The organism is Achromobacter sp. HZ34, assembly GCF_002209485.1.
Classification (GTDB): Bacteria; Pseudomonadota; Gammaproteobacteria; order Burkholderiales; family Burkholderiaceae_B; genus Bordetella_C.
In genome coordinates this window covers 172631-195588 of sequence record NZ_NJIX01000006.1, presented here as the reverse complement: position 1 = coordinate 195588, position 22958 = coordinate 172631, and the positions used below count along the sequence as shown (strand labels likewise).

16 protein-coding genes are annotated in these 22958 nt (G+C 63.2%); 3 read left to right on the top strand and 13 right to left on the bottom strand.

The window, feature by feature from the left end; translation table 11 throughout:
- Window positions 1-30 precede the first annotated feature (30 nt).
- From CEY05_RS23105 to CEY05_RS23045, 13 genes are all read right to left on the bottom strand, one after another.
- Window positions 31-1002 carry a tripartite tricarboxylate transporter substrate binding protein gene (locus CEY05_RS23105; protein ID WP_088599614.1) on the bottom strand — a complete coding sequence of 324 codons (972 nt, stop codon included), beginning with the start codon at window positions 1000-1002 and terminating at the stop codon, window positions 31-33.
- A gap of 99 nt (window positions 1003-1101) precedes the next feature.
- Complete coding sequence (locus CEY05_RS23100; RefSeq protein WP_088599613.1) at window positions 1102-2820, bottom strand: heparinase II/III family protein; 1719 nt, start codon at window positions 2818-2820, stop codon at window positions 1102-1104.
- Between the two features lie 327 nt (window positions 2821-3147).
- Window positions 3148-4407 carry a polysaccharide lyase family 1 protein gene (locus CEY05_RS23095; RefSeq protein WP_088599612.1) on the bottom strand — a complete coding sequence of 420 codons (1260 nt, stop codon included), beginning with the start codon at window positions 4405-4407 and terminating at the stop codon, window positions 3148-3150.
- 91 nt (window positions 4408-4498) lie between these two features.
- Entirely contained in the window at window positions 4499-6628 is a 2130-nt protein-coding gene (locus CEY05_RS23090) for a Vi polysaccharide transport protein VexE (protein WP_233161669.1), read from the bottom strand.
- A complete protein-coding gene (locus CEY05_RS23085) occupies window positions 6621-7646 on the bottom strand; it encodes a sugar ABC transporter (RefSeq protein WP_088599832.1) in 1026 nt (341 codons plus the stop codon). Before CEY05_RS23085 ends, CEY05_RS23090 begins: the two co-directional genes overlap by 8 nt.
- A gap of 121 nt (window positions 7647-7767) precedes the next feature.
- A complete protein-coding gene (locus tag CEY05_RS23080; RefSeq protein WP_088599611.1) occupies window positions 7768-8487 on the bottom strand; it encodes an ATPase in 720 nt (239 codons plus the stop codon).
- A gap of 9 nt (window positions 8488-8496) precedes the next feature.
- A complete protein-coding gene (locus tag CEY05_RS23075; RefSeq protein WP_088599610.1) occupies window positions 8497-9837 on the bottom strand; it encodes an ABC transporter permease in 1341 nt (446 codons plus the stop codon).
- Between the two features lie 7 nt (window positions 9838-9844).
- Window positions 9845-10960 carry a polysaccharide biosynthesis/export family protein gene (locus CEY05_RS23070; protein ID WP_088599831.1) on the bottom strand — a complete coding sequence of 372 codons (1116 nt, stop codon included), beginning with the start codon at window positions 10958-10960 and terminating at the stop codon, window positions 9845-9847.
- 162 nt (window positions 10961-11122) lie between these two features.
- Window positions 11123-13183, bottom strand: a complete 2061-nt coding sequence (locus tag CEY05_RS23065) for a glycosyltransferase (protein WP_088599609.1) — start codon at window positions 13181-13183, stop codon at window positions 11123-11125.
- Window positions 13180-15657: a hypothetical protein gene (locus CEY05_RS23060; RefSeq protein WP_088599608.1), complete on the bottom strand. Its 2478-nt coding sequence runs from the start codon at window positions 15655-15657 to the stop codon at window positions 13180-13182. Before CEY05_RS23060 ends, CEY05_RS23065 begins: the two co-directional genes overlap by 4 nt.
- A 39-nt stretch (window positions 15658-15696) precedes the next feature.
- A complete protein-coding gene (locus CEY05_RS23055) occupies window positions 15697-16956 on the bottom strand; it encodes a nucleotide sugar dehydrogenase (protein ID WP_088599830.1) in 1260 nt (419 codons plus the stop codon).
- A gap of 522 nt (window positions 16957-17478) precedes the next feature.
- The gene (locus CEY05_RS23050) at window positions 17479-18111 is read right to left on the bottom strand and encodes an FMN-binding negative transcriptional regulator (protein WP_088599607.1); all 633 of its coding nucleotides are present in this window, start codon (window positions 18109-18111) and stop codon (window positions 17479-17481) included.
- Window positions 18112-18185: 74 nt separating this feature from the next.
- Complete coding sequence (locus CEY05_RS23045) at window positions 18186-19709, bottom strand: PLP-dependent aminotransferase family protein (RefSeq protein ID WP_088599606.1); 1524 nt, start codon at window positions 19707-19709, stop codon at window positions 18186-18188.
- Between the two features lie 234 nt (window positions 19710-19943).
- Here CEY05_RS23045 and CEY05_RS23040 point away from each other — a divergent pair, with 234 nt between their 5' ends.
- The 3 genes from CEY05_RS23040 (at window position 19944) to CEY05_RS23030 (ending at window position 22933) form a co-directional block, all read left to right on the top strand.
- Window positions 19944-20846, top strand: coding sequence for a dihydrodipicolinate synthase family protein (locus tag CEY05_RS23040; RefSeq protein ID WP_088599605.1), 903 nt, complete (start codon window positions 19944-19946; stop codon window positions 20844-20846).
- A gap of 100 nt (window positions 20847-20946) precedes the next feature.
- On the top strand, window positions 20947-22365 hold the full coding sequence (locus tag CEY05_RS23035; protein WP_088599604.1) for an MFS transporter: 1419 nt from the start codon (window positions 20947-20949) through the stop codon (window positions 22363-22365).
- The gene (locus tag CEY05_RS23030; RefSeq protein ID WP_143220592.1) at window positions 22349-22933 is read left to right on the top strand and encodes a GAF domain-containing protein; all 585 of its coding nucleotides are present in this window, start codon (window positions 22349-22351) and stop codon (window positions 22931-22933) included. Before CEY05_RS23035 ends, CEY05_RS23030 begins: the two co-directional genes overlap by 17 nt.
- Window positions 22934-22958 lie beyond the last annotated feature (25 nt).

Below are 22958 nucleotides of genomic sequence, written 5' to 3'. Positions count from 1 at the left end.
TATTGAACGGGTTGATGACCAGGAAGAAGATCAGTCCACGCGGACGTGGGCCTCGTCGACGACCTTGGCCCACTTCTTTATTTCCGATTTGAAGAACGTGTCGAATTCCCGCGGGCTGGTACCCATCGGATCGCAACCGACGGCCTCCAGCGCGGCACGCACTTCAGGCGCCTGCGTGGCCTGCGCGGCCGTTGCGCTCAGCTTCTGGATGACCGCGGCGGGCGTGCCGGCAGGCGCGAACAGGCCGAACCAGGCGGTGGCGTCGTAGCCAGGCAAACTGGATTCCGCCACGGTGGGAATGTCGGGCGCGGCGCGCGAGCGGGTCTTGGTCGTGACCGCCAAAGCCCGCAGCTTGCCGCCCTTGACCAGCGGCAGCGTGGTGACGATGTTGTCGAAAGTCAGGGGCACCTGGCCGCCCAATACGTCGGACATCGCCGGCGCCGCCCCGCGGTAGGGAACGTGCTGCATCTTGACGCCCGCCTGCATATTGAACAGCTCGGCGAACAGATGGGCGCCGGAACCATTGCCGGCGCTGGCAAAATAGATGGGCTTATCGGACGGCTTTTTGGCGGCGGCGATGAGGTCGGCCACCGAGTGGTAAGGCGTGCCGGGATTGACCACCACCAGGAAAGGCGTGGACGCCACCTGCGCCACGGGGGCCAGGTCTTTCAAGGGGTCGTAGCTGAGCTTGGGATACAGGCTGGGATTGACCGCCAGCGAGATGGTGCCGAACAACACGGTATAGCCATCGGGCGCTGCCTTGGCCACATAATCGGAGCCGATGTTGCTGGCCGCGCCACTCTTGTTCTCGACCACGATAGCCTGGCCCAGCAACGCGCCCATCTTGGCGGCGATGGCACGCGCGGCCACATCCGAGGCGCCTCCGGGCGGAAAACCCACGATCAGCCGTATGGGCTTATCCGGATAAGCGGCCTGGGCCGCGCCGGCGACGCCCAGGGCAGCCAGCACGCCGCCGGCGAGCAAAATCTTCAGGTACTCCACGTCTCGTCTCCCTTTTTATGAATGGCTTCGCATTGTGTTTGCGAGCCATTCTGCCTGCCCCGGGAGGATAGGAGAACGTGAAGAAGCCGAACAGGCGTTTCAGTTATCTTGAATGCTGGCCGGCATGCACGAATCGTTCATCATCTCGCTCCAGGGAACACTGGCCGGCAATGCGGCATCGCGTTCGGACAGGGAGAACTCGGACAGGAACAACGCGGTCCTGCATTTCCAGCTCACCGCCTCGCGCACGGCGATGCGCAACACCCAGGTTTCCACTTTCCGGCCCATATCCGGAAAGACATAACCCTTGGGATGACCGTCGGGCCCCTCATCGCCGTGCCCCAGGGTCAATTCGGCCAGGGCATCGGACTCCACCGCAAGCGTGGCCACCGTGCGGCCATCGCGCCGCAGTTGAACCTTGCGCTCGGCCAGGACAGGCACCAGGCCCGGCGCGAACTGCCACAGCAGGGCCATGGGCTGCGCTGCGCGGGTTTCCACATAGTCTTCCACCTCGACCTGGTTACGCTCACGCCGCAGCGTCAACGTGCGGCGATGCAGCACGCCCGGATAGCGGCGATTCGTCGCACTCACCACACTGGTCGCGGGCAACTCGCTCAACAGGTCGATGCTGACCAGGCCGGCCTCGTTGCAGGGCACGGCATCAGGCAAACAAAGGGTGCTGTGGCCGGCCGACGAGTATCCGTGGATGGACATGGGATGCCTGTACTCATATCCGTAGGGTCCGCTCTCGTAGATGATCCAGCCGTCCGCATACAGCATCATGGACAGGTCATCCTGATGCTTGTGATAGTCGCCGTGATGGCTGGCGCACAAGACCGCGAAGGTCTGCGCCGGCCCCTTGCCGGGATCATCGCGCAGGATGGCATAGCCGCCGTCGAAGAACACCGCGCTGCGGTCCGGTTCGTTGTCGCCGTAGCCGAACAGCTTGTTGTGCTTGGCCGCGTTGATCGACACCGGGGAGGTATCGCCGATAGGCGGGTAAGTGCCGTCCGGCGCAATGATGTTGAGGCCGTAACGCCGCATCCCGCGCAGCAATTTCCTCAGACGTTCCCCGCATGGCGCATCCATGCTCTCTATCAAAGCCAGGTGCCGTTCGATATTGTCGGCGATCAGAAAGTGATAAGCGGGCGAATGCTCCTTGTGGACGCCGTCGCTGCTCACGGCACGCTCGAAATAATCCAGCAGGCGGGCCAGGCTTCTTTGCTTTACCGCTTCGACGCCCACGGCAAGTTTGCAGTAGTACAGCAAGGCCAGGTTCTGGAACATGCCATGATTATTGTTGCCGCCGTACATCGCATCCAATCCCAGCAGGTCCACCAGCGCTTCCACCCGCGCCCAGTGCGCTGCCGCGTCAGCGACGCGCCCCTCCTTGCGCAGGCTGACATACAGCCGTAACCAGTAACTGAGGCGGCGTGCGGAAGTTTCGTCGTGGAACGCCATGGCGCGGGCATCGCGGGGATATTGAAAGCGCGCGCACCAGCTCTCGATCAGCGTCAGCGCGGTATCGAACCAGTCCGGCTCCGCGGACCGCACGGCGTACGCCGCCACCAGGTCGCCGATGAACGCGTGCATGTGCAGCGAGCGCTGCTGCGAGCGCAACAGCTGATCAGCGCCACGCCAGTCCGGCCGGATCTTGAATTGCGTGCCGTCGTGCAGGGCGACGAGGCGCCGGCCCACGATGGCGCGCGCGGATTTCAGATAGCCGTTCGTGACCCGTCCCGGCAGCAGCCGATCCAGCAACGCATACTCCTGGGCGAAATCCGCATCCGTCAATTGACCACGCAAAGGACCTGGCATCCGGCGCTCCAATTCAATTGTTTTCAAAGGACCGTGTTGCTGACAACAAGCTTGTGCAAGGCCGATGATAGCGGTCAGAAAGCTGTCGAGGGACGACAGCAGCGCGACAGAAAATGCTTGTCACAATAAGTTGACGTTGGCGTGCGCCGGCCGTTACTCAGCCGGAACCGCTTTGCCAGTCGACGCGATCCAAGACGTATGCGTACTTAAAAGGGCTGCGACATCGTCATCGATTTGATCGCCAGAACATATGGCGGCCAGCAGGCGCCCTGAACGGGAGCAGCCAGGGCCTGGTGAAATCGGAACAGGCCCTGGAACACCTTTTTGTCACGGACAAACGCCGGTGCGCGGCGTCGTCAAAGAAGTATCCTCGCGCGTATTACCCGCCAGCTTGCGGATCTTGTCCACCAGCTCCGGCGTTGGCTTGTCATAGCCATAGCAGTAAGGCGGGGCCGGGACCGCATCCGGCTGGTGGTCTTCCAGTGCCGGCTTGGCGTCCCCCAGGTACAGGTTGTCCTTCAGGCGCAGGGATGCCAGATAGTCCATCTTGTAGCCATATTTCCCCTTCGACCGATCCCAGTTCTCGCGATCGGACTCGCCGTTGCCAAGGGCGCTACGCTTGGGCGCGCCCGGGATATAGCTGCAATAGTTGGCCTTCACGCCTTCCGTCGTCGGGAAAAACTCCGGCTCGGTGCATTTGCGCTGGGCGTAATTGCTGAACATATTCCCTTCGACCAGGGCGCGCGCCTGCAGGCTGAAACTCATGCCGTAGAAATCCCAGTTCTCCAGCAGGTTGTTGAACAGGTGGAAGGTGCCGAATTGCGCGCGCGGATTACGCTGCATGGTGTCCACGAAATAATTGTGGTGCAGCGTCACCCGAGCGATCTTGTCGCGTTCGTAATTCTCGAACAGGTTCTTGGAGGTGATGTTGTTGAGCAGCATCACCTTGTTGGAGTTATGAAACTTGTTCCATGACACCGTGACGTCGGTCGAGCCGTTCTTCACATTCAACAGCCGGTCCGACATGCGCGACAAATCCATATGGTCCACCCACACGTCCCGGCTGTCGTTGGCCACATTCACGGCCTGGGTGAAGCGCTTCAGGCGGCCGTCTATGGTGACGTGGGTCAGGATGACGTTCTTGCTGCCGTACACCCCTATGCCGTCATCCAGCAACGTGACCTGCTTGCCGCGTCCATCGACGGTGGTGTTCGAGGGCACGCGCAGTTGCTTGTCCAGCGTGATGGTCAGGTCGGACGCGAAACGTATCCACGTCGGTCCCTTCTTCGCATGTTCCAGCGCGGCCCGCAGCGTGCCGGGTCCGGTATCCTGGTCGGATGTGACCACGACGACCTGGCCATTCAAGCCACCCGTCGCCTTGGCGCCGTAACCTTCGCGCTGTTGCAGCAGCGAAGTGACGAACGGACATTGCTGGTCCGCGACCTTGCACGATTCATTGGCACCGGCACCGGCATTGGCACCACCGGTCCTGGCGGCACTGGCCGCCTGCGCCGCGCTACCGACCGCGACGCCAAACACTACCGCGCAGGCAAGCAGCCCGCGCATCATTCTCTTGTTCGCCTTCATGAAACATTTCTCCCATCTTCGCTTTCAGTTCACTGAAACGTCGGGATGGTCGAACGCTGCGTTTCGGTGAATCAGCTCAGTCCAGCGCTTCTCAGCCCTGGGGCAACGCGGATCGATCCGGCGCCTGCACATGGCGCCAGATGCCGCCGCTCATGCGCAGGTTCTCCGGCGGGCCGGCCAGGTGTTGCCTGAGGTGTTCGAAATAGGCCTGCTGCCAGCGCTGCGCATAAGCCTCCACATCTTCACCCGGCTTGGCCACGGGAAGCATTTCGAGGGTGTACGTAACGTGACCGTCTTCCCAACGGGGCGCATAGAACACCGACGGCACGCCAAGGCGATGCGCCATATGGGCGGCGAAACCCGAGTAGGTGACCTCCTGCCCTTCGAAGGTGGTACGCGGCGCGGCGGGGTTGGCCGCACCGTCGATCGCCAGACACAACACGTAACCCGATCCCAGCGCGCGCAGGCAAGCCTTGGCGACCTGCGCCTCGGTCTGGTCGGCGGTGGAAATCAAGGCCGGGGCATAGCTGCTCTGGGCAATGGTCGGCGCGGTGGCAAGCCAGCGCGACGGAATGCCGAGCAATTCCAGGGCCATCAGCCCCGCGTACATCGGCCCGACGTGCGCCGTGGCAACCACGACGCCTCGGCCCGCGGCAAGCAGCGGCGCAAAGAAACGTTCGCCTCGGTCCAGGTCGCCGAGCAGGCCCATGGCTTCCTCGACGCGATCCTCGCGGCATTCGAGCCAGTCGAACAGCAGATGATCGATCAGATGGCCCCAGCGCGCCTTGCGCTCCCACTCGGCGCGATCCATGCCGGTGTCGGCGCGCATGGCCCACGCCCAGTCGAAGCGCGCCCGCGGGATCGGCGCCGTATCCAGCCGTTCGTCAAGATTCGCCAAGGCTTCCTGAAAGGTCTCTGGAAGCTGTGCGCTGCGCTTGGCCACGTACAACTTGAACAGGGCTTCCGCTTCGTCCTTGCGGCTGGCCTGGGATAGCGCCCCGATGGTGGCGCGCTGCCACAGCACCTTATCTGGCGCTTTTTCCAGCAATGCCAGCATCTGGTCGGCGGCCTCGCCGTACTGCATGGAATAACGCAGCGCGCGCGCATACAGGCCGCGCGTCTGCTCCAGTTCCGGCGCAAGTTCGACGGCCTGCTTCAAAGGCGCCAACGCGGCCTTGTAGCGTCCGGCGCGCAGCAGGGTCTCGCCGTTCAAGGACAGCAGCCGCACATCCGTGGGCGCCAACGCCAGGCCGGCTTCGAAGTGGGCCAGCGCGTGCACCTTGCGATCTTCCTCGCTGCCGCGCTTCAGATAGGCCTGGCCCAGGCTGGTGCGCAGGGCCGCGCAATCGTGGCCCGCGCCCAAGGCCGCATCGCCCAGCTGCACGGCGGATTGCACCCTGCCATCCTCCAGCAAGGCGCGCACGGCCATCGTCGCCACGCGGTCGTTCGGCAGCTTCAGCGGGTCCAGGTTCGCGGCGATGCGCGCGGCCTCGGCTCCGTCGCCGTTGCGCATGAAGGCCAGCATCCAGATGGACGCGTCGACGGCGACGACGCTGGCTGCGGCATTGGACGCCGCGACATGCGTTGCGCGGGGCGTCGCACTGGACGCTGAATCTGTCGCGGCACTGGACGGATCGGCGGTGGCGTTACTGGCGTCGCCGTCCCGCGTGCCATCGACCAGGCCCAGCGTGGCGCGTGCGACGGCCGCGGCATCGGCCACCCGGCCAGCCTGCAGGCGCAGTTGAATCCGCGCGCCATGCAGCATCGCCGCATCAGGCTCCAACGCACCGGCCGCATCGGCCTCGGCGATGGCGCGGTCCCATTGCTCCGTCCGTCCCAACAGGCTGGCCAGCATGCGGTGATCGTCGGCGTGCGAAGGATAGCTGGCCACAAGTATGTCCAGCGCGGCGATGGCGGGCGCGAACGCGCCTTCCTTCACGAAGGGCGATACCAGCAGGCGCTTGATCTCGCGCCGGCCATTGGCCGGCCGTGCCTGCGCCAGTACCGCGGCCAGCCGGGGCAGTTCCGCGGCAGGCTCCGCCGCGCCGCGTATGGCCTTGATCACATCCAGCAGCGCGGCCATGGCCGCGGCGTCCGGCGAAGCGGCGGCCCGTGACGCGGCGGCGGCAGCGGCATCAGCGGCGTCCGCACGTGCAGGCGAATTTTCAGCAGCGGGTGCCGCACCATTCGCAGGCCGGCCTACGATAACCGTATCAACCATGGCGTAGTCCTCTCAACAAAGCCAGCCCGATGCGGAAGATGAACATCAGCACGAAACCGACGGCCAGCGCTTCCAGCAGCAGGATCCCCAGCTTCGGGCTGCTGGGCCGGTCGGTGGGCACCGGCTGCGCGATGATGGACAGATAGCGCTGCAAGCGCAGCGTGTCCACCATGGCCTGCTGGTACGACTGCTGCGCCAGGGTCAGGTTCGATTCGGCGAATACCTGGGTATTGCGCAGTCCTTCATAGGACTTGAGCATGGTCGCTTCCGTGGTGCCCTGCCCGCTCAGGCGATGCCGCAGGTTCACCAGGCGCTTTTGCAGCGCCACCACCTGTAGCTCGGCCGGCCGCAGCATGGGATGGTCCGGGTTGCCCAAGGCGCGGATCTTGTCCAGGTTGATCTGGGCGCTGCTGAGCTCCCCTTCGAGCTGGCCGGTGAGATTCAGCAGCATCGACACCGTCGCGGTGGGGTCGATATTGCCGTGTTCCGTGCGCCACGCCGTCAGCGCATCGCGCGCCTCGCGCGCCTTCGCTTCCGCTCGGCTGAGCTGCTCCTGGCTCACCTTCAACTTGTCCGACACGCCCTTCTCGTTCATCTGGCTGACGAAGTCTTCGGCCAGGCCGATCAATGCCTTCGACAGCGTCTCCGAGTCTTGCGGCGAGTACGCGCTGACCCGCACGACGTCGATCTGTTCAAGCACGTTGAAAGACACATTGACGGCAGCCTGGTAAGCGCGATAAAGATCGTCCTCGCTTGAGTCTTCGGCCAACCGGTTGGCCGGGTCCATCCCTTTGTTGACCAGGTAATGGCGCAAGTTGATCTTCTGGTCGAGTTGCCGCATGCAATCGCGCGACTTGAGGAAGTCGCTGACGGCCCAGCCGTCGACGAAACCGCCCAGCATGCCGCCCATGTTCCCGGTGGTCAGCAGGTTGGCCGCGCCCCCAGGCTGCTGCCCCCCACTCGACTGCACGAAGAAGCGCGATTCAGCTTCATAGCGTGGCGTCGCCACGTGGAACACGTAGACCAGGGCAAGCACCACCGGCAGCACGACGATGACCGCATTGACCCAGCGGTAACGACGCCGGCCACGCAGCGACGACTGGCGCTCGCGGCGACGACGCTCGATTTCCGATGAACCTTCAGAAGCCGAGCTGGCCGTCGCCGAAGCTGCCCCCGAGGGCGTCCTCGCCTGCGCTGCCGGATTCGCTCCTCGATCGTCTTGGGGGGAATTTGCGGATGCACTGGTCGAGGTCGTCTTCGATTCTGAGGGTGCTTCGTTCATAGATCAGGCCTTTGAGGCAGTAGTCTGCCATCTGGTTCTGGCGATAACTGGAAAAAATGAGCGTCCGGCCGACCAGCCGCTCTTCGAACAGGGACAGCCATAGACGGGTGAAACGGCAGGGCTCGAAGGGGATGGCCCCTTCGATGACATAGACGTCGAACGCGGGCGCCAATGCCAGCGCGAACGAGAATTCCTGCCGCAGGTAGAGCGGCCAATGCTCCATGGGGCGGGCCAGCACGCGGGGATCGCTGATGATGTCCGCAACGAGTTCGAACGTCGCATCCGCGTCGATCTGATACAGGTCGGCGACGAACTCGATGATGTTCAGCCCGGTGGCCTTGCCGCGTATGAAGGCCTGCCGCCCGATCGCCCACGAGACGCTGCCGTCGTGGGTGACGAAGCCCTGGCGTGGTGGCCGCAAGCGGCACAGCACGTCGATGATTTGGCGATGCAGCTCGGGCGCGGGTGAAAGCATCGCATAACGCCCGACGGGTATATCGATGTCGACATCGGCCAGCAAGGCCTGCTTGTCGCCAAAAGCATAGGGTTCGTCGGTTACGCCGTGGAGATGGATCATGGTTGTCGCTCACATCGGCTGGATCTGGCTGCGGGCAAGACGCTCCGCGGACAGCGCGATGACCACCAGGAACACCAGGGCAGTCAGGAAATAGGCCAGGCTCGCGTTCTGCGAGGGATAGTTGGTGAAATACACCGACCGCAACAGCTGCATGCCGTGCGCGAACGGCGACCACAGGAAATAAGGGCGCAGCTGTTCCGGCAATTGCTCCGAGACGAAGAAGACGCTCGAAAATATCTGCAGGAAGCGCTCGATCACCGGCGCCAGGCGCAGGAAGAAATGCCACCCCGTTGCCAGCGCGCCGAACAGCACGCCCATCGCCGCGCCGCCCACGCCCATCAGTACCACGAAGAGCACGAAGGCAGACACATTGTCCGGCAGCGAGATCAGGTCCAGGGCATGCCCGGCCGTGATCAACACGCCGAATACGACAAGGTACACCGTCACATAGATCATCGCCTGCACCAATGCGCACATCAGTGGTGTGACCCCCTGGAAATTCAACATCGCCCGCGCGGAGACATAGCCCGTACTGCTGCGGAAGATGATCTGCCGGAACATGATCCAGGTGGTCGCGCCCAACAGCGAAAAGGTCGGCACATCCATCCCCAGGATGTAGTGCGTACCCATCAGGAAATACAGGGACGAGATCAGCGTCAGCAGGACGACCGGGCCCACCAGGGACCACGCCAGGGCAATCCGGCTTTCGCCGTGCATCACATGCAACTGATAGATGAACAGGGGCAGCAAGGTACGCAAGCGCGGCCGGCCCTCTTCCGTATCGCCCGCCCGATAGCCGTCGTGCAAACCACGCATGCGGTCGCGCAGGATCGCCAGGTCGCCGACTTCTTCCGGCAACAGTTCGATCTCCATCGCGATATCGTTACGCGACGCATGGCGGCGGGCGCTCTGCGCCTCCTCCGTCTTGCGCCGCTGCACGCGCCGTTCGTTCGCGACTCCCAGGCGTTCGTCTTCCGCCGCCAGCTTGGCCGGCACATAGCCCGGCTCGTACACCGCCACGTCCGCCCGGATATCGTTTTCCAGCAGGCGCACGATGATGCGCAGGCGCCGCTTGGCGAAGTCGGCCGCGAGGTCGTCATGGCCACTGCGGGTTATCTCTTCGTCCAGCTCCGTCTGCAATGCGTCATAGACCGCGCGGCGGGCAGCCACGCTACCGTGCGGCTCCCCCTGCAGGCGTGCCACCAGCTGCTTCAGCACGGACGCTACCGGCTTGTCCGTGTCGAACAACGCCGTCAGGTCCAGGCGCCATGCGGCCACGCCCGTGCCTACCGCGTAGGTGCTGTCCTGCCGGCGCGACCGCCAGCCCTTGATCCTGTCCTCGTTACTCATCTACGCGCTATTGAGTAACGTTGTTGGTGTTGGTGGAGCCGCCGCCGGAATCCTGGTCGATCGCTCGCGTCGCGCTGAAGCCCGCGCTCATCGTCACACGGAATGCCGACAACACCTTCTGCACCTGGGTAAACGGTGCGTCTGAAATATAGATGGCTTGCCCCTCGCGTACGCTGAACTGACCGGCCAGCGCCACCTGCGCCGGCTGGGTCAGGTCGAATTGATACACGATGGGCAGCGTGTCCGGCGCCCCCTGGGTACCGGGCTTGGAAGGCGTGAACAGGAACACCGAGCGCGGGTCGGCCGTCTTGTCGTCCAGTCCTTTCGAATCCGCCAGGGCATCCAGCACGCTGTAGTTGCGCTTGCTGATGGCCACGCGGCCTTGCGTGCCCGCCGCGCCGAGCACGGTCAGGAATTCACGCGAGTCGTGGGCGGTGATGACATCGCCGGCATGCAGCAGGATGTCGTTGTCCTGGTTCCGATAAATATCCGACAGCCGCAAGGAAGTGATCTCCTTGCCGCGCCGTAGCGTGATGACCAGCGCCTCGGGATTGGTCTGCACCGGGGCCGCTTGCGCCAGCGCGCTGCTCAGGCGCTGGGTGGTCTGCGTGATGGGATAGAGCCCGGGCTTGGTCAGGTTGCCCTGCACCGTCACCATCTGTCCGCGCGCATCGCCGACACGGGTCACGCTGACATCGGACCCGACGATCAGCTTGCTCAAGCGAGCCACCACAGCGTCATGCAGCTTCGACAGCGTCATGCCGGCAGCGTGGAACTTGCCCAGCATGGGCAGGTAGATATAGCCACTCCGGTCTATTTCCTGGTTGCCCAGGTCGCTCACCCCGGAAGGATTGGCTGCGAACACGCCCAGTCCGTCGCGCTCCCAGACCGTCACGTTGATGCCGTCGCCGGGGACCAGCACGTCGAACGTGGAATTCGCGGAATCGCGGTAACGCGCGGGAAAGTCCATGACCTCCGGCACATTGCTTTGCATGGCGTTCTGCCGCGTGACGGGCACCACGACGACATCCTTGTCGTCGTGCGCGCCCACCATCTCGCTCAGCATCGGACCGGAACGCGGCAACTGGCACCCCGTCAGGGCGAGACCGGCGAACGCCAGCATCACCAGGGTGGCCAGGCGCTTCAGCCGCTGCCGCGAGCCGGTGTGCCGCAGGTCAGGATGCTGTGAATCGGGGTGCTGTGAACCAATGTGCTGTGAGCCAGCGGCCAGGCAGTTCTTCATCACTGTCATTATTTTTGGGGTCGCGCAAATATTGCCGGGCAATCAGGCCTCCATCAGACGCATCGGCCCGAGATCGATGCGTTCATCGTTTTCCGGTACGCGCATGAAAGGCACGCACAGGCTGAGAAATTTCTCCAGCATCGCACTGAGTGAAAACAACTCGCGCGCCCGTTGCCGGCAGTGTTCCCGCAACACGTCATTGCCACGGACCATGTCCACCATGGACGAAATCTTGCCGCATGCCTCGGTCAGGTTCGGATGATCCAGGTCGTCGATTAGATGACCCGTCACATTCTGCACAAAGCACTCACCCGCACCGCCGGCTGGTGTAGACACCACCGGCACACCCAGCAACTGGGCTTCGATGAGAACATTGGGAAGACCTTCGAACCGCGACAACAGCACGCTGGTGTCCATCCGCGAATACCAATAACCAACGTGATTCGACAGGCCCACCAGCAAGATTCGTTCCGTCACCTGTAATTCTTCCGCCAGCGCGACGATGTTCTCTTGCAGGCGCCCATCGCCGACAATGACGAAGCGCGCTTGCGGCCGGTCCTTCAGATACTGAGCGGCAAGTTTTATCCACAGTTGCGGACGTTTATCGGGTTCCAGGCGGAACACGCCCCCTATCGTCTCGGTGGCATCCGTGGTCCTGGCCTCGAACTCCGTCCACTTGCGCTCGTCTTCTTCCGAGGAACCCGTCGTCAGCTCGGGCACGCCGTTGTAAAGAATGTGGAAACGCTCCAGCGGAATTCCCAGCCATTGCGAGTACGCCTGCGCCGCCGCCAGGCTGTTGCTGGCGAAGCACACACCGGGCACGCGCGCCAGCGCCTGGTACAGCACCGGATACTCCTCGCGGAAACGGTCCTTGCGTATATTCGGCGGCAGCCCACGAAACACCAGGTGTATCGTGGGCACGCCGGCAAGCAGGGCGGCCAGCGCCCCGAACAGGCACGTGCCGTCCTGCCACAAGCTGACGACGTCGAACTCGTGCGCGCGCAAGTGCGGCGTGAGCCGCGTGACGCCATAGTGAACCGGCGGCGGCAACTGTTCCAGCAAACGGTTCAGGCCCGCATCGGCCACCGGTTGATGGGCAATCGACACCGGCGGCAGTCCGTTGATTTCCGTCACTGGGATCCGCGCATTGAGCAACACGGGCAGGAAGAAATTCAAACCCTGCTTCTTTCCCGTTCCGGAAGGCTCGGTATGCTGCTTCACCAGCACGGCAACGTCGGCCGGCCGCAAGCACGTCGGTGCCGGCAAGGCCTCGCCGATATCCGCCAGGCGGTTCAGTTCACCGGCAAGCCGCGTCAACTGGCGCTCGGCGCCGCCGGGCCCCAGGCTGCCGGTGACCAGCGCGATCGACACCGGCCGCTCCGGCGGCTGCTCGGCGATCTGGCGATTGCGGAAGTGCAGGATCGCGTGCTTCATCGACACGATCCTGATGTCCTGGCCAGTGAGTTCATCCTTGGACGCGAAGCCCTGGTAGAACGCATAGTCGTTGGCCAGCGCGCTCGCCAGCTCGGCCGCCTTGCTGCCGGGGACCAATGCACCCATGACGGGCTCGATGGCCTCGAAGGCATCGGCCAGCAAGCCCCGCTTGCGCAGGCGCTTGGCGAACTCGATACGAACGTTGCGGTCTTCGCGCTGCGCGATGAGACGGCGGAACAAGTCGTCCGACTGCTCATATGCGCGGATGTCGTTAAGCAACTTGGCGCGGGCGAACAGCAGATCCCAGTTACCGCTCGTCTCCGGAACGTGCTTCTCGATCAAGGAAAGGGCTTCGTCCAGATGCCTTTCCTTGACGAGACGCGTGGCGCTATACCGGACGATCAGCAAATCGTCCGGGCATTCGCGCAGCAGTTCCGCCCACTGCTCGGCCATCCCCTCGTTGACACCCGCCACTTCCTTCAGCCGTAGCAGAAGAAAGCGGACTTTGGGGTCGGCCATGTGGTCGCGGGCCAGCACGATGGCGCGCGGCAGGTTGCCTTGCGCCAGCTGCACCCGCGGGGATCCCGCGACTATCTCCTCCAACTGAGCATGAACCGATCTGAGATCGGATAACTCGTTCTCTTGTTCGGCAGCCAGAGGGGAGTTCATGCGGCTTTCCTCCGATTGATCTTCTCAATCCAGACTTGGCAACGCTTGATTTGATGATCGAACTGCTGCCCCTCTTCACGCTCATTGAGCGCCTGCCAGTAGGGCAAAGCCTGCTCGAAACGGTGCAGGCGCATGGCGCCGACCGCGGCCAGGCGCAGGCCGATGGCGTCGTCGGGAACGAGTTCCAGGATGCGCTCGCCCAAGGCCAGGCGCTCGGTCGTGCTGGTGGGCTCCAAGGCGCGCGCCTCGGCATACAGGGTTCCCAGGATGCGACGCTTCTCGTGGGGAACTTCCGTCATGTCCGGCCACGACTGCGCAATGCGGTCCAACAGCTTCCAGGCCGCACGCTGATCGCCCGTGGCAAGGATCTCGCGCGACGCGCGGATGGCGCGCGGTCCGAGCCTGGCCAGCTGGCGCTGCGCTTCGTCCTTCGCCGCCTGATCGGCCGACGGATGATTCAGCACCGCGTTATAGGCATCGATGGCCTCACCGAACCAGCCGCCGTTGAACGCCACCCGGGCGAAATACAGCTGCGTGCTGAGCTGGGCGGAATCGTCCGCCGCCGCCTGTTCCAGGTGGTGCATGGCGGTTTTCTTGTCGCCCAGTGCGTCGGCGGCGCGGCCGCGCATGGCATCCAGTTCCGGAAACTCGATCTGGGTGTCCAGCGCCAGGTCCGTCAACTCGATCACTTCCTTGTGGTTACCCGCCAGCAGCGCGGCGCGCACGCCCAGGCGCAGGGCCCGTTCGAAGGCGCGTTGCGCACGCACGCTGGTCAGGGTGCCCGGCGCCAGCAGGCGGTGGCCGCAGATCATGTCCGCGGCATCGCGCAGGCGCCCTTCTTCCAGCGCACGGGCGCCTTCCTCGGACCACGCCTTGGACTGCCCTTGCAGCCATGACGTGATTTCTTCGTTGTCGCTCTTGTCCAGGCCGCAAGAGACGGCCAATGCGCAAGCCGGCATGACGCAACCGCGCCACGACGCTTCCTTGACCAGTTCCAACGCTTCCTTTTCCGAAAGCACCGGCGCTTCCGCGGCCAGGGCACGCAACCCCGCGCGGTCGCCGGCCAGCAGGCGGTCGCGCCACAGCATGATGAAGCTGCGGCCATGCGACGGCAGCGTTTCGCGCACCTCGCTCACCCAGCGCGTGACGCCTTCCATGTCGCCGCTTGCCTGCAGCATGGCCAGCACCGTGTCGGCGGCTTCCGCGGCCCACGGGTCAGTAGGCGCGGAGACGCGGAACAGCTGCTTCCACTTGCCCAGCGACTCATCGCCATTGCCCAGCTGGGCGCCGGAGATGGCGGCGATACGGATGATTTCCGGCGTTTCGATTTCGTCGCCCAGCAGACCGGCCGCCAGCGAGTACGCCTGGTCGTGATGGCCCAGCTTGAAGTGGTTACGCATCAGGATCTGCTCGGCCTTGCTGCCCGTGGCCAGCGCGCCGTCGGCGGGGCCCAGCAGGGCCAACGAGCCGTCATAGTCGCCCAGTTCTTCCTGGATGCGCGCCAACAGCAGCGTATGGTCGGGCAGCGCGGGATGGCGGCGCAGCACTTCACGAACACGGCGCGATGCTTCGCGCAGATTGCCCGCATCCCATACCTTCTCGATGCGGTCGGCGCTTTCTTCGGCGGTCAGCTTCGGCGCCGAGGACTGCGGCGTGGAGGCACTCATCTTCGGCCGCATGAAATTCTTGTACCAATCGGCGCACAGGCGCTCCGAGAAGGCTTCCGAATAATGCGTCAGGTCCAGCCCGCCGTCTTCCAGGGCATCGGCCTGGCCGAGCTTGTTCATCAGGGGCGTGGGATCGTAGCAAGGCACGCCGATACGCTGGGCCGCGGCCGTGACAGCGGCAATCAGCTGCTCGCGGTGCTCGATCGTCACGTTGTCCGGCGTCACGGCATTGACGTGGGTGACGAAGACCACTTTGCCCTTGCCGAGCAGATCGACGATCTCGCGCATTTCGCTTTCGATCTCTTCGTCCGTCAGGTCGCGCCTGACGATGCGGGCCAGCAATTCCTTGTCTTCCGTGGGCAGGCTCTTGAACAACGGTTCCTGGTCCAGCCAGGCGCGCCGTTCCGCCAGCTTGTCGGGAACAGCCATGGACCAGTACGTGCGGGTGCGCGTACGGTCAGCGAAGAACTCGCTGAAATAACGCCCCATGTAATTGGATTGGATGGGATGGCCGTCGATCGTCAGCAGCTTGCGCGAAGACAATTCGACGATGTACAGGTCAGCCGGCTTGTGCGTCCCGCGACGTGCCTGATCGCCATTCGAGGGCCGGAAAACCAGCCTTTGAACGGCAACGGGAATATCGCCTTTGCCGAACATGAAGCGCGCCTGTTGCAGCGCCTCCGTGCTGGTATGCACGAAACCGTAGTTGCGTCCGAGTTGCAGCTTGATCGGGTAGCGCCCTACTGCCCCCCGCAAGGGGGTATGGATTCGGCAAGTTCCAATTGGAGCGGTCGTGAAAGCAACCATTCATGGTCTCCTGAAGTGTTAGATCGACGGCCGGAACGCTTACAGCGTCCAGTACAAGACGTCAGACTGAAGGCGGTTGCTGTCCAGCACCGACTTCAGGTCGCACACCATGCCGCCGCTCTTGACCAGATCGGGCATGTCTTCCCAGATCGTGTCCATGGTTTCGCGGTGGGGGACGGCCAGGATCAGCACGTCCATGTCGTTGAAGTGCGCGCGGTCGACCAGCTTGATGCCGTACTCGTGCTCCATCTGCGCCTTGTCGACCATGGGGTCGCAAGCCACCGGCTCGATACCGTATTGACCCAGGGCGTTGTACAGATCGACCACCTTGGAGTTGCGGATGTCCGGCACGTTTTCCTTGAACGTCATCCCCAGGATGCCGACCTTGGTCTCGGCATTCAGGCGGCCGTTGCGAGCCAGCGTTTGTACCACTCGCGACGCCACGTGATTCGCCATGCCGTCATTGATGCGGCGGCCCGACAGAATCACTTCGGGGTGATAGCCCAGTTCCTGCGCTTTCGACGTCAGGTAGTAGGGATCGACACCGATGCAATGGCCACCGACCAGGCCCGGCGTGAAGCGCAGGAAGTTCCACTTGGTGCCGGCGGCTTCCAGCACTTCCGAGGTACGGATGCCGACCAGATCGCAGATCTTCGACATCTCGTTCATCAGCGCGATATTGATGTCGCGTTGGGTGTTCTCGAGTACCTTGGCGGCTTCCGCCACTTTGATCGAGGACGCGCGATGCACACCTGCATCGATGATCTTCTCGTACACGCCGGCGACGGTCTCCAGCGACTCGGCATCCTGGGCCGACACGATCTTGACGATCTTTTCCAGCGGGTGTTCCTTGTCGCCCGGATTGATCCGTTCGGGGCTGTAGCCCAGCTTGAAATCGATGCCGCAACGCAGGCCGGAGGCTTTCTCCAGCTCCGGTCCGCAGATTTCCTCGGTGGCGCCGGGATGTACGGTGGATTCGAAGACAACGATGCAGCCGGGGCGCAGCACCGGACCGATCAGGCGGCAAGCCGAGACCAGCAGCGAGAAGTCCGGGTTGTTCTTTTCGTCCACGGGCGTGGGAACGGCGACCACGAAGAAGTCGCAGCCCTCCACGTCGGTGATGGTGTCAGTGAAGCGTATTGGAGAATCAATCAACAGTTGACTTTCGATCTCGCCGGTCCAGTCGTCCCCCTCTTTGAGGCGTTCGATTCGTCGTTTATCGACATCAAAGCCGATCACATCAAAGCGCTTGGAAAGCGCCACGGCTACCGGAAGGCCCACATACCCAAGGCCACACACTGCGATTTTCTTGACCACTGCTACCTCTCAATTTCTCATCGTGTCGCGGACACTAGAAGTCGACGCGCCTAGACAATTCGACATATATCGGAAACGTCTTGTCTTATTTAGCGCGAGTGCACCACTAAGAACGTTCACAGATCGTCGGCGGGCTGTGGCCATTTGGCGTAATGCACACCGACGGCGAATCCTAGACGGAGGTCAGAGCAACTTTCTTTCTAAAAATTTTGATTGCTCTGGAAATGAATCAAGCGACCACGGGCAAACCCGCAATTCACCGCAATAAATTACACTCTTTACGCAAGTGGCAACACGCCCGCTACGCCGAGTTATTTGTAGATATTTAAAAGCGTTTCTTTTGTCTTATTTAATATGAACGCAAAGAAATAATGACTCATCCACGCGGTGCTTGTCTAGGACAAATAGATGCCTACCGAGTAGTTACGCCCCGGGATGAACGTTGTCTCGGCATGGTAAACGCGTGGTAACGACGCCGTAAGAATTGAGTAGATATAGAGGGTCTCAACTTTTCTTTTCGTTCGCACAGGCCAGCATCGCCGCGCCGATCTTTGCGCCGCCTTGTGCCATCACGCCCTCACCCGCGCCTTCGATATCGCGCCGCTCCTTGTTCTGGCTCAGCTTGTACTTGCCGACCAGACGCGTGACTTCCACCTGGATGCCGACGATCGCCTTGAGCAAGGTGTCGATGTATTCGGCTTTGCTGTCCGTCATCTTCCACGGCTTGGGTTGCGTGGCCTCATGCGTACGCGTCAGCCGCGCGACGACACCACGGACATAGCGCTCGTCGTCCCTGACCGTGATCCTGCCGTGCGCATGCGCCACCATGTAGTTCCAGGTCGGCACCTGCTTATGCAACTCGTGCTTGCTCGGATACCAGTTCGGCGAGATGTACGCATCGCCCGCGCGGAAGACGACCAGCACTTCATCGCCATCCTTGACGTCCTGCCACAGGGTGTTGGCACGCGCGACATGCGCATGCAGTGCCGTGGTGGCGCCGGTCTCCAACTCGAATGGCAGATGGTTGGCATCCAGCCCGGCACTGCCATGGGTAAGCAGCATGCCGAAGGGGTTGGCACGAATCAGGTCGTGTATTTTGTCGACATCCGGGACGGCAAAGTGCTCGGGAACGTACATGGAGTGGCCTGCGAGAAAGGTGGAATCGGATAGGCTGGCAACGAGGCGCCATCTTCCCGCAAAACTGGCCTTGGCTAAAGTTCCAGTTTTTGCTTATCTTTCCGGACCACTTCCGGGAACTTGCGCAACGCCGTCGCCAGCCGGCGTACGCCCGGGACAATGTGTTCCACCGGCAAGCTGGCATAGCCGATGACGTATCCCGCGCAATCCCTCTGCCGGCTGGAAGACGCCGACGCATACAGCGGCGACAACGGACGTATCCCCACACCATGCGCTCGCGCGTGTTCGGCGAAGCGCGCTTCGTCTTGCGCCGGAACGCGCGCCAACCAGATGACCATGTGCAGGCCCGACGCCGCGCCATCGACGATCACCGCTTCAGGCAGATGCTTTTCCAGGGCCTGCAGCAAGGTGCCACGACGCTGTTCATTCATGCGCCGGCAACGGCGCACATGGCGTTCGTAGGAACCGTCTTCGATCAGCGCCGCCAATACCAGCTGGTCCAACCTGGGCGCATGCCGGTCGGCCAGGCATTTGGCCTGGCGAAACAAGGCCACCAGAGAGGTCGGCAGCACCACATAACCCAGTCGCAGCTGCGGCGACAGCGCCTTGGAAAACGTGCCGACATAGATGACGCCGTTGGAATCATCGATGGACTGCAAGGCGTCGACCGGCCGCATGCCATAGCGGAATTCGCCGTCGTAATCGTCCTCGACGATCCAGGCCCGCTGCCTGACGGCCCAGGCCAGCAACTCCTTGCGCCGGTTGATCGGCAGCACGCCCCCGAGCGGAAACTGGTGCGACGGCGTCAGGTAGATCAGCTTGCAAGCCTTGGCGGGCAGCCGGCGCGTATCCAGGCCCTGCTCGTCAACCGGCACAGGCAGCACCTGCGCACCGGCCGCTTCGAACACCCGCCGCGCCATCACGTAGCCGGGATCCTCGACGACGACACCATCCCTGGGATTTACCAGCAGCTGGGTGCATAGCGCGATCGCTTGCTGTGAACCATGCACGATGACGATCTGGTCCGCCTCGCACCGCAGCCCGCGCGCCCGGTGCAGATAGCCGCGTAGTGCTTGCCGCAACGGCGCTTCGCCTTCCGGCTCGCCGTAACCCAGGCGCTGCTGGCGTTGCACCAGGATTCGGTTATAGGCCTTGCGCCAGGCCAGCAGGGGGAAGTCGTCCGCCGACAAGGCCCCGTAGCGGAAGTCGATGACCGATGCGGGCTCAGTGCCGGTACCTGTGGCGGGGTCGAAGCCCGAGATCCGTCTGGCATAGCTGCTGACGTCCCGGTGGTTGAAGTCCTGGTCGCCGACCTCCCGGTCCTGCCGGGGTGCAGGCGCGACGCCCGCGGCGACGACAGCCCGTTTGCCCCGCTGCGTCTCCAGATATCCTTCCGCCGCCAACTGCTCATAGACGGCGGTCACGGTGGAGCGCGACACCGCCAGCTCGATAGCCAGCGCGCGTGTCGACGCCAGCGGCGCGCCCGCACGCAGGCTCCCATCGAGGATCTGCCCACGGAGAGAGCGATAGATGCGCTGGCTGGTCTTCGTCGGCGCGACGGCGGCGGCTGGTCGTCGGCTCGGCGGCAGAACGGACATTTCCAAGTACCGAGAAGTCAAAGAGCTCCCTTTATCTAGGGAAAACCCCTGGAAATCAAGCCCCCTTGCGTTTTCGTCTTGGCATATATTGGATCCAGGATCCCGTCGTCAGCATCGTGTCCTCCTTTCCAGACAGCTCGCTGACGCTTTTTTCGGCGGTATAAATTGGATCCAATATAAAGTAACCAGCGATTCAACCGCCATCTTCTCCCTCATTTCTCAAGGAAGCCAGACATGACTATCCAGTGGCAAGGCGTTTTCCCCGCGGTCACCACCAAACTCAAAGCCGATTTCTCGCTGGACGTGGACGCCATCCGCGCCGGCCTGGAACGCCTCATCGCCAATGGCGTGGGCGGCGTCGTGATGATGGGCATGGTCGGCGAGAACGCGCAGTTGTCGCCCGAAGAAAAGCTGACCGTCCTGCGCACGGCCAAGGAAACCATCAAGGGCCGTGTGCCCATCGTGTCGGGCGTGGCGGAGACCAGCACCGAAAAGGCCGTGGCTTACGCCAAGGAAGCGGAAAAGCTGGGGATAGACGGGCTGATGGTGTTCCCCGCCCTGACCTATAAATCGGACAACCGGGAAACCATCGCCTTCTACAAGGCCGTCGCCAGCGCGTCCAAGCTGGAAATCCTGCTTTACAACAATCCCCGCGGCTACGGCGTCGACCTGACGCCTGACGTCGTGGCGGAACTCCTGCAGGCGCCGACCATCACCGCCATCAAGGAGGAATCCTATGACACCACGCGTGTCACCGACCTCATCTCGCGCTTCGGCGACAGGCTCAATGTCGTCTGCGGCGTTGACGACCTGATCCTGGAAAGCGCGGCCCTGGGCGTGAAAGCATGGGTGTCGGGCATGGCCAACGCCCTGCCGAAGGAGTCGGTCGAATTGCTCAAGCTGGCCGTTGCCGGTGACTTCGCCAAGGCGCGCAAGCTCTACGCGGTGCTGACGCCCCTGTTCCACCTGGACACGGTGGTCAAGCTGGTCCAGCACATCAAGCTGGCGGAAAACATGGTCAGCGGGTCGTCCGAAACCGTCAAGCCGCCGCGCCTGGACCTGGAAGGCGCGGAGCGCGAAAAGACCATCGCCATCGTCAAGAAGACGCTGGCCGACCTCAAGGCCCTCGGCTACTGACCCAGGCCGGCCGAAGCGATGCGCGCTTCGGCCGGACGCAAACGACATGACGACGCCAGTGCCACCGCGCGTACTTCACCAGAACAAGGGAAATACCAACATGTCCACGGTCTCAGCGCGCCTTGAGCGCATTCCATTCTGCCGGGTCCACCTGATGCTTCTGCTCATGGGCGGGCTCGGCTTCGCATTCGAAGCATTGGACGCCGGCATCATTGCCTTCGTCCTGCCCGTATTACGCACGCAGTGGGAGTTGAGCAGCATCCAGGTGGGCGTGCTGGCCAGCAGCACGTATGTTGGCTTCCTGATCGGCGCCCTGGCCGCGGGCCTGCTGGGCGACCGCTTCGGCCGCCGCGGCGTCATGATGTGGGCGCTGTCCATTTTCTGCATCATGTCGGTTGCCAATGCGCTGACCCATGACTGGCACTGTTTCCTGGCCTTCCGCGTACTGGGCGGCATAGGCATGGGCGCTGAAGGCGCCATCATCGCGCCCTTCCTGGCAGAGTTCGTCGCCAGCCGGTACCGCGGGCGTTTCACGGGCGCGCTGGCGGGATTCTTCTCGTTCGGCTTCGTCACGGCGGCGCTGCTCGGCTACTTCGTCGTACCGCTTTCGGACGATGGCTGGCGCTGGGCGCTGTTCATCACCGCCGCGCCGGTACTGGTCCTGCTGTGGTGGCGCAAGGCGCTGGACGAGTCACCGCGCTGGCTCGAAAGCCAGGGGCGCGACGCCGAGGCCGACGCCGTCGTCAGCAAGCTGGAAGCGCAGGCGGAACGCATCCTGGGTACCTCGCTACCGGCATTGCAGCCTGACGCGGCGCCGCCGGTTGCCCAGGCCGCCAAGACCACGCCGTTCCATCTGCAGCTGCTGGCCTTGTGGCAGCCGCCCTGGCGCGGCATCACCGCGATGACGTGGACGTTCTGGCTGTCGATCACCTTCTGCTCCTACGCGTTCTTCACCTGGATCCCTGGTCTGCTGGTCCAGCAAGGGCTGACGATCACCAAGAGCTTCTCGTATTCCATCGCCATCTACCTGGCCCAGATCCCGGGCTACTACTCCGCCGCGTACTTCAACGACAAGATAGGCCGCAAGGCGACCATCGTGATGTACATGGCCTTCGCCTGCGCGGCGGCCATCGCGCTGGTGTTCATCAAGGACCCGACCGGCATACTGGTCGCATCGATCTTCCTGTCCTTCGGCATGAATGGCGTGAATGCCGGCCAGTACGCCTACACCCCCGAGCTTTACCCCACGCATATGCGCGCCACCGGCATGGGCGCCGCCTCGTCCTTTGCCCGTCTCGGCGCCATTGCGTCGCCGACCATCGTCGGCGTGATCTATCCCGCGCTGGGATTCGCGGGCGTGTTCGGCATGACGACGCTGGTGCTGCTTACGGGCGCCCTGGCGGTCCTCTTCTTCGGCATCGACACCACCGGCCGCACACTGGAAGACATCGCGGCATCCAATGCACACGCAGGCGGCGCAATCGCTGCTTCGGGAGATCGCCTTGCAGGATCACGATAAGCAAGCCGTCGATGAGCAAGCCGCCGACTCGCTGGCCGTAGCCAGGCTGACGATACTCGCGCAGCTGGCGGCAGCGCTCGGCGCCGCCACATCCCATGCGCGGATGTGGCAGGCCAGCGACCTGGCGCTGCAGCAGCTGTACGGTCATCGGCTGTACACGATACTCGCCTTCGACACGAAGGCCGGGCTGCTGCAGCGGCTCCACAGCAGCCGGCCCGACATCAACCCCGTGGGTGGCGTCAAGCGCGTTACGCAAAGCGCCTGGGTGGACCGTGTACTGCTGACGGGCACGGGCTACCTGGGCTCGACGCCCGCCGATCTGGCCTCGGTCTTTTCCGATCATGCCTTGCTGACCAGCCATGGGCTGGGCAGCGTATTGAATGTCCCCGTGCGCAATCGCGGCACCGTGGTGGGGTCGCTCAACCTGCTCGATGGTCCCGCCCACTATGACGGCGCGGACCCGGCCGCCGCCAACGTGGTCGCGCAACTGCTCTCCGCCGCCTTGACCGAAGCAGCCTCGACCCTGGACGGCGCATTGCCGCCAGGAGTCACGCTGGAAACGGTCTGAAAAAAGGTCTGAAAAAAACGTCTGA

Coding starts and splice junctions, on each gene's coding strand:
- CEY05_RS23065 (WP_088599609.1), bottom strand. CDS start 13,183: ATGAACTCCCCTCTGGCTGCCGAACAAGAGAACGAGTTATCCGATCTC.
- CEY05_RS23050 (WP_088599607.1), bottom strand. CDS start 18,111: ATGTACGTTCCCGAGCACTTTGCCGTCCCGGATGTCGACAAAATACAC.
- CEY05_RS23090 (WP_233161669.1), bottom strand. CDS start 6,628: ATGGTTGATACGGTTATCGTAGGCCGGCCTGCGAATGGTGCGGCACCC.
- CEY05_RS23080 (WP_088599611.1), bottom strand. CDS start 8,487: ATGATCCATCTCCACGGCGTAACCGACGAACCCTATGCTTTTGGCGAC.
- CEY05_RS23060 (WP_088599608.1), bottom strand. CDS start 15,657: ATGGTTGCTTTCACGACCGCTCCAATTGGAACTTGCCGAATCCATACC.
- CEY05_RS23070 (WP_088599831.1), bottom strand. CDS start 10,960: ATGCTGGCGTTCGCCGGTCTCGCCCTGACGGGGTGCCAGTTGCCGCGT.
- CEY05_RS23100 (WP_088599613.1), bottom strand. CDS start 2,820: ATGCCAGGTCCTTTGCGTGGTCAATTGACGGATGCGGATTTCGCCCAG.
- CEY05_RS23045 (WP_088599606.1), bottom strand. CDS start 19,709: ATGTCCGTTCTGCCGCCGAGCCGACGACCAGCCGCCGCCGTCGCGCCG.
- CEY05_RS23035 (WP_088599604.1), top strand. CDS start 20,947: ATGTCCACGGTCTCAGCGCGCCTTGAGCGCATTCCATTCTGCCGGGTC.
- CEY05_RS23040 (WP_088599605.1), top strand. CDS start 19,944: ATGACTATCCAGTGGCAAGGCGTTTTCCCCGCGGTCACCACCAAACTC.
- CEY05_RS23075 (WP_088599610.1), bottom strand. CDS start 9,837: ATGAGTAACGAGGACAGGATCAAGGGCTGGCGGTCGCGCCGGCAGGAC.
- CEY05_RS23095 (WP_088599612.1), bottom strand. CDS start 4,407: ATGAAGGCGAACAAGAGAATGATGCGCGGGCTGCTTGCCTGCGCGGTA.